The following is a 4,938-nucleotide window of genomic DNA, read 5'->3' on the forward strand; positions in this document are numbered from 1 at the left end:
CCAGATCAAGTTCGTCGATGCCAGCGGCGACAACGTCTGGTGGATGAACCGCAGCGACTTCACGCCGCCGCATGAGTGGCAACAGCTGAAGGTCCGCCGGCGCCAGATCGATTTCGCCTGGGGGCCGACCGAGGACAAGCAGCTGCGCCGTGCCGCCGCGCTGGAGTTCGTCATCGCCAGCGGCCAGGGGGGCGGCCAGGGCACGGTATGCCTCGACGAGTTGCGGCTGCAGGCCCTGCCGGCGACCGACGCGCCGCTGCCGCCGCCGCGCCTGAGCGCGTCGAGCGCCGAGGCGGGCCATGCCGCCGCGATGGCGATGGATGGCCAGCCGGACAGCAGCTGGCGCAGCGATGCACGCCGGCCGCAGACGCTGATTGTCGATTTCGGCCGCGTGCGTGAATTCGGCGGCCTGGTGCTGCACTGGCGTGCGGGCGCTCAGGCTACGCGTTATGACCTGCAGCTGTCCGACGATGGCCGGCGCTGGACGACGGTGCGCCGCGTCACCGACGGCCAACGCTCCGTGCAGCCGCTGCTGTTGACCGAATCAGAAGCGCGCTTCCTGCGCCTGCGGCTGGCGCACGGCGCCGGCCCGCGTTACGCGCTGGCGGAGATCGAGGTCAAAGACCTGGCCTGGGGCGCCAGCCGCAACAGCTTTCTGCAAGCGCTGGCCCGCGAGGCGCCGCGCGGTCACTATCCGCGCGGCTGGCGCGGCGAACAGCCGTACTGGACGGTGGTGGGCGTGGATGGCGGCGGCGCCAGCAGCGCGCTGTTCGGCGAAGACGGCGCCATCGAGGTGGGCAAGGGCGGCTTCTCGGTCGAGCCCTTCCTCGTTGCCGACGGCCAGCTGATCAGCTGGGCCGACGCCACGATCACGCAATCGTTGCAGGACCAGCACCTGCCGATCCCCAGCGTGCACTGGCAGCATGCCCAGGCCGTGCTGGACATCACCGCGGTGGCCATCGGCACCCGCGAGCAATCGCAGCTGCTGATGCGCTACCGCGTCAGCAACCCGAGCATGCAGCGTCGGCGCCTGACGCTGGCGCTGGCCGTGCGGCCGCTGCAGGTGAACCCGGCCACGCAGTTCCTCAATGACGCCGGCGGCGCTGCCCGCGTGACGGCACTCGCGGTGCAGGGTGGCGCGCTGGCGGTCAACGGCCAGCCGCGGCTGTGGCCGCTGCAGGCACCGGCTGACGTGATCGGCAGCAGCTTCGACGCCGGCGACGTGGTCGAGCGGCTCGCCGCACCGGAAGGCACCGCACCGCTACTGCGCGTCAACGACGACTTCGGCGCCGCGAGCGCGGCCCTGCGCTACACGCTGGATCTGGCGCCGGGTGAGTCGCGAGACATTGCCTGGCTCGCGCCGCTGGCCGGGCGGTTGGATGCGCTGCCCCCGCTGGCCGACAACGCGTGGGCCGAACGCCAGCAGGCCGCCGTGGCCGCTGCGTGGCATGAACGGCTGAACCGTGTGAGCCTGACGCTGCCGCAGGCCGCGCAACCACTGGCCGACACGCTGCGCAGCGCCCATGCGCAGATGCTGATCTCGCGCGACGGCCCGGCGCTGCAGCCGGGCACGCGCGCCTATGCACGCACCTGGGTGCGCGACGGCGCGATGATGGCCGAGGGCCTGCTGCGCCTGGGCGAGACGCAGGCCGCGCGCGACTTCGTGCACTGGTACGCGCCCTACCAGTTCAAGAGCGGCAAGGTGCCCTGCTGCGTGGACCGCCGCGGCGCCGACCCGGTGGCCGAAAACGACAGCCATGGCGAACTGATCTTCAGCATTGCCGAGCTCTACCGCTATACCCGCGACGAGGCGGAACTGCGCCGCCTGTGGCCGCACGTGGACGCGGCCGTGCGCTACATGGACGGCCTGCGCGCCAGCGAGCGCAGCGAGCAGAACCGCCACGGCGCGCAGGCGGCGAACTACGGCCTGATGCCGGCCTCGATCAGCCACGAAGGTTACTCGGCCAAGGCCATGCATTCGTACTGGGACGACTTCTGGGCGCTGCGCGGCTACAAGGACGCAGTGGTCCTGGCCCAGGCACTGGGCGATGGCACCGCGGCGCAGCGCATCGCCGTGGCGCGCGACGAGTTCCGCGCCGACCTGCAGGCCTCCATCGTCACTGCCGCGGCGCGGCACCGCATCGACTTCATCCCGGGCGCGGCCGAACTGGGCGACTTCGATGCCACTTCAACGACCATCGCGCTGACGCCTGGCGGCGAGCAGGCGCATCTGCCGCCCGCGCTGCTGCACGCCACGTTCGAGCGTTATTGGCAAGGCTTCGTCGAGCGCCGCGACGGCCACAAGGTCTGGGCCGACTACACGCCTTACGAACTGCGCAACGTCGGCGCTTTCGTGCGCCTGGGCTGGCGCGATCGGGCGCAGGCGCTGCTGCGCTTCTTCATGGCCGACCGCCGGCCGGCGGCCTGGAACCAGTGGGCCGAGGTGGTCGGCCGCGAGGCCCGAGAACCACGCTTCATCGGCGACATGCCGCATGCCTGGATCTCGTCGGACTACATCCGTTCGGTGCTGGACCTGGTGGCCTACGAGCGCGAGTCAGACCAGTCACTGGTGCTGGCCGCCGGCGTGCCGCTGTCGTGGCTGAACGAAGGCGTGACGCTGCGCGGCCTGGCCACGCCCCACGGCCGGCTGAGCTACCGGCTGCGACGAGAGGGCTCGTCGGTGCTGCTGGACATCGAGGCCGGTCTGCGCCTGCCGCCCGGCGGCCTGGTGCTGGCCTGGCCCGGCGAGGGCGCCTTACCGGCGGCCACGATCGACGGTGCCGCCGCGACGTGGCAGGGCCGCGAGCTGCGCGTCCCGCACGTGCCTGCCCGGGTGCTATTGCCGGACGGCTGAACGGCGCTGGCTGCCCCGGGGCTTTGATCGGCCGTGGCGGAGACGTTGCGCCTACAGGCGCAGCCCGCCGGCGCCGAACAGCCCGATCAGCCCGATCACGATCAGGTAGATCGCGACGATGTAGTTCAGCAGCTTCGGCATCACGAGGATGAGGATGCCGGCGAGCAGCGAGATCAGGGGACCGAGGCTGAGGTGGATGTTCAAGCGGTTTCTCCGAAGCGGTGGAAGGTCAGATCAGGCCGCGCCGCGATCAACCCGAGGGGTCCTTGGCGCGGGTTCTGGCAACGCCGGTGATGATGCCGATGCCCAGCAGGATGACGCTGGCGATCGTCACGTACAGGGCCGCGACACCGGCGGTGATCAGCGCCCAGGCGATGCCGGCGGTCAACAACACGAAGCCGACGAGATAGAGTGAGAAAGACATGGTGGTGTCCTTGTGACGCTTGGTGAGGCCCGCGAGCGGGTCCATCCGGACCCTGTGCAGGATGCTTCCACTCTAGGCCCGGCCTCCTGCTGGCGCCCATCAGCCGCTGTCGCCATGGCCTGTAGGAAGCTGCCTACCGCGGGAGCGCTGCCGCCGCTCACGCCGCGCCTGGCGTTCGGCGTCCAGCGCCTGGCCGGCAGCCCACCAGGTGCTGAACTCGTCAGGTGTTTCCAGCGTGATGCGGCCCCAGGCGCCACTGCGGAAGTCGTTGATCGCGAGTTCGGCCGCCTTTTGCAGGTTCACGCGCCCGCCGGCCATCAGGCCGCCGCGCTTGCGGCCGATGTCGGCCAGCAGTTCCTCGTCGCTCAGCGTGCTCAGTTCACCCAGCGCATAGCGTGCCTGCAGCCGCTCGGCGTAACGCGGGCGCACGCTGGCCAGCAGCGCCAGCGCGACCTCATGCTCATCGTAGGCATTGCGGCCGATGCCGCCACTGGCCGCCAGGTGGTAGCCGCTGTGTTCGACGGTGATGCGTGGCCACAGCATGCCCGGCGTGTCGAACAGGTAGAAGTCGTTGGCCAGCACGATCTTCTGCTCGAGCTTGGTGATGCCGGGTTCGTCGCCGGTGAGTGCCGCGCGCTGGCCGGCCAGCGTGTTGATCAGCGTGGACTTGCCGACATTCGGGATGCCGCAGATCAGCACGCGCAGCGGCTTGACCATGCCGCCGCGCAAAGGGGCCAGCGCACGGCAGGCCGGGATCAGCTGCCGCGCCGGCGCGGTTTCACTGGCATCGAGTGCCAGCGCGTTGGTGCCGGGCTGGGCCTGGTAATGCGCCAGCCACAAGGCCGTGAGTTCGGCATCGGCGAGGTCCTGCTTGTTCAGCAGCTTCAGCGCGGGCTTGCCGGCGGTCAGCTCGGCAAGCAAGGGGTTGGCGCTGGAGCCGGGCAGCCGGGCGTCGAGCAGTTCGATCACCACGTCGATGTCCGGCAAGCGGTCGACGATGGCCTTCTTCGTCGAGTTCATGTGACCCGGGAACCACTGGATGGCCATGTGTCTGCGCGCTTCTCTGTTCAATCGGTGCCATGGGGCCGCAGCGACCCCGCGCCGCCAGCTTCAGGTCACTGTAACGCGGGCCTCGAACAGGTAGCCGGCCAGCGCCTGCTCCACGGCCGCGACGGAGGCGCCCGCTGCTTCGGTCAGCTGCACGCTCACCTGCATGCCGCGGCGGCCGCCTTCGTGCACCTGCACTTGCGCGTCGGCCAGGCCGAGCTGATCACGCAGCACACGCGCCACCAGCCGCTGCGCGGCATCGCAGCGCAGCTGCGGCTTGTAGATCTTGCCCACGGTGGTCAGCGGGATCGTCTCGACGACGTGGATCTGCTTGGGCCAGGCCGGGCGCTCGCCGATGGTCTGCTGCGCGTGGTCGCGCAACTCGTCCTCGGTGGCCTGGGCACCGGGCCGCAGCGCCACGTAGCACACCGGCAGTTCGCCGGCATAGGCATCCGGCATGCCCACCGCGGCCGCCAGCGCCACGGCCGGGTGGCTGGCCATCGCGTTCTCGATCATCAGCGGGTCGATGTTGTGGCCGCTGCGGATGATCAGGTCCTTGGCGCGGCCGGCGATGTGCACGCGGCCGTGTTCGTCGATGAAGCCCAGGTCGCCG

The 4,938-nt window shown here is 70.4% G+C and carries 5 protein-coding genes; 1 reads left to right on the forward strand and 4 read right to left on the reverse strand.

The genetic code is table 11. The features are described from left to right. Positions 1–2,854: discoidin domain-containing protein (locus VLK61_RS14855; RefSeq protein ID WP_325422390.1), on the forward strand; the 2,854-nt coding region annotated here is incomplete at its 5' end. A gap of 51 nt (positions 2,855–2,905) precedes the next feature. Here VLK61_RS14855 and VLK61_RS14860 read toward each other — a convergent pair. From VLK61_RS14860 to VLK61_RS14875, 4 genes are all read right to left on the reverse strand, one after another. Beyond that, complete coding sequence (locus VLK61_RS14860; RefSeq protein WP_325422391.1) at positions 2,906–3,058, reverse strand: DUF3096 domain-containing protein; 153 nt, start codon at positions 3,056–3,058, stop codon at positions 2,906–2,908. 46 nt (positions 3,059–3,104) lie between these two features. After that, complete coding sequence (locus tag VLK61_RS14865) at positions 3,105–3,278, reverse strand: hypothetical protein (RefSeq protein ID WP_325422392.1); 174 nt, start codon at positions 3,276–3,278, stop codon at positions 3,105–3,107. Positions 3,279–3,377: 99 nt separating this feature from the next. After that, the gene (gene ylqF, locus VLK61_RS14870; RefSeq protein ID WP_325422393.1) at positions 3,378–4,325 is read right to left on the reverse strand and encodes a ribosome biogenesis GTPase YlqF; all 948 of its coding nucleotides are present in this window, start codon (positions 4,323–4,325) and stop codon (positions 3,378–3,380) included. Positions 4,326–4,388: 63 nt separating this feature from the next. After that, positions 4,389–4,938: AMP-binding enzyme (locus tag VLK61_RS14875; protein ID WP_414636814.1), on the reverse strand; the 550-nt coding region annotated here is incomplete at its 5' end.

It is taken from the genome of Aquabacterium sp., from assembly GCF_035476535.1.
Taxonomy (GTDB): Bacteria; Pseudomonadota; Gammaproteobacteria; order Burkholderiales; family Burkholderiaceae_C; genus Pseudaquabacterium.

Bases quoted from the DNA above. Each gene is read 5' to 3' on its own strand.
- VLK61_RS14865 (WP_325422392.1), bottom strand. From the start codon at position 3,278: ATGTCTTTCTCACTCTATCTCGTCGGCTTCGTGTTGTTGACCGCCGGC.
- ylqF (WP_325422393.1), bottom strand. From the start codon at position 4,325: ATGGCCATCCAGTGGTTCCCGGGTCACATGAACTCGACGAAGAAGGCC.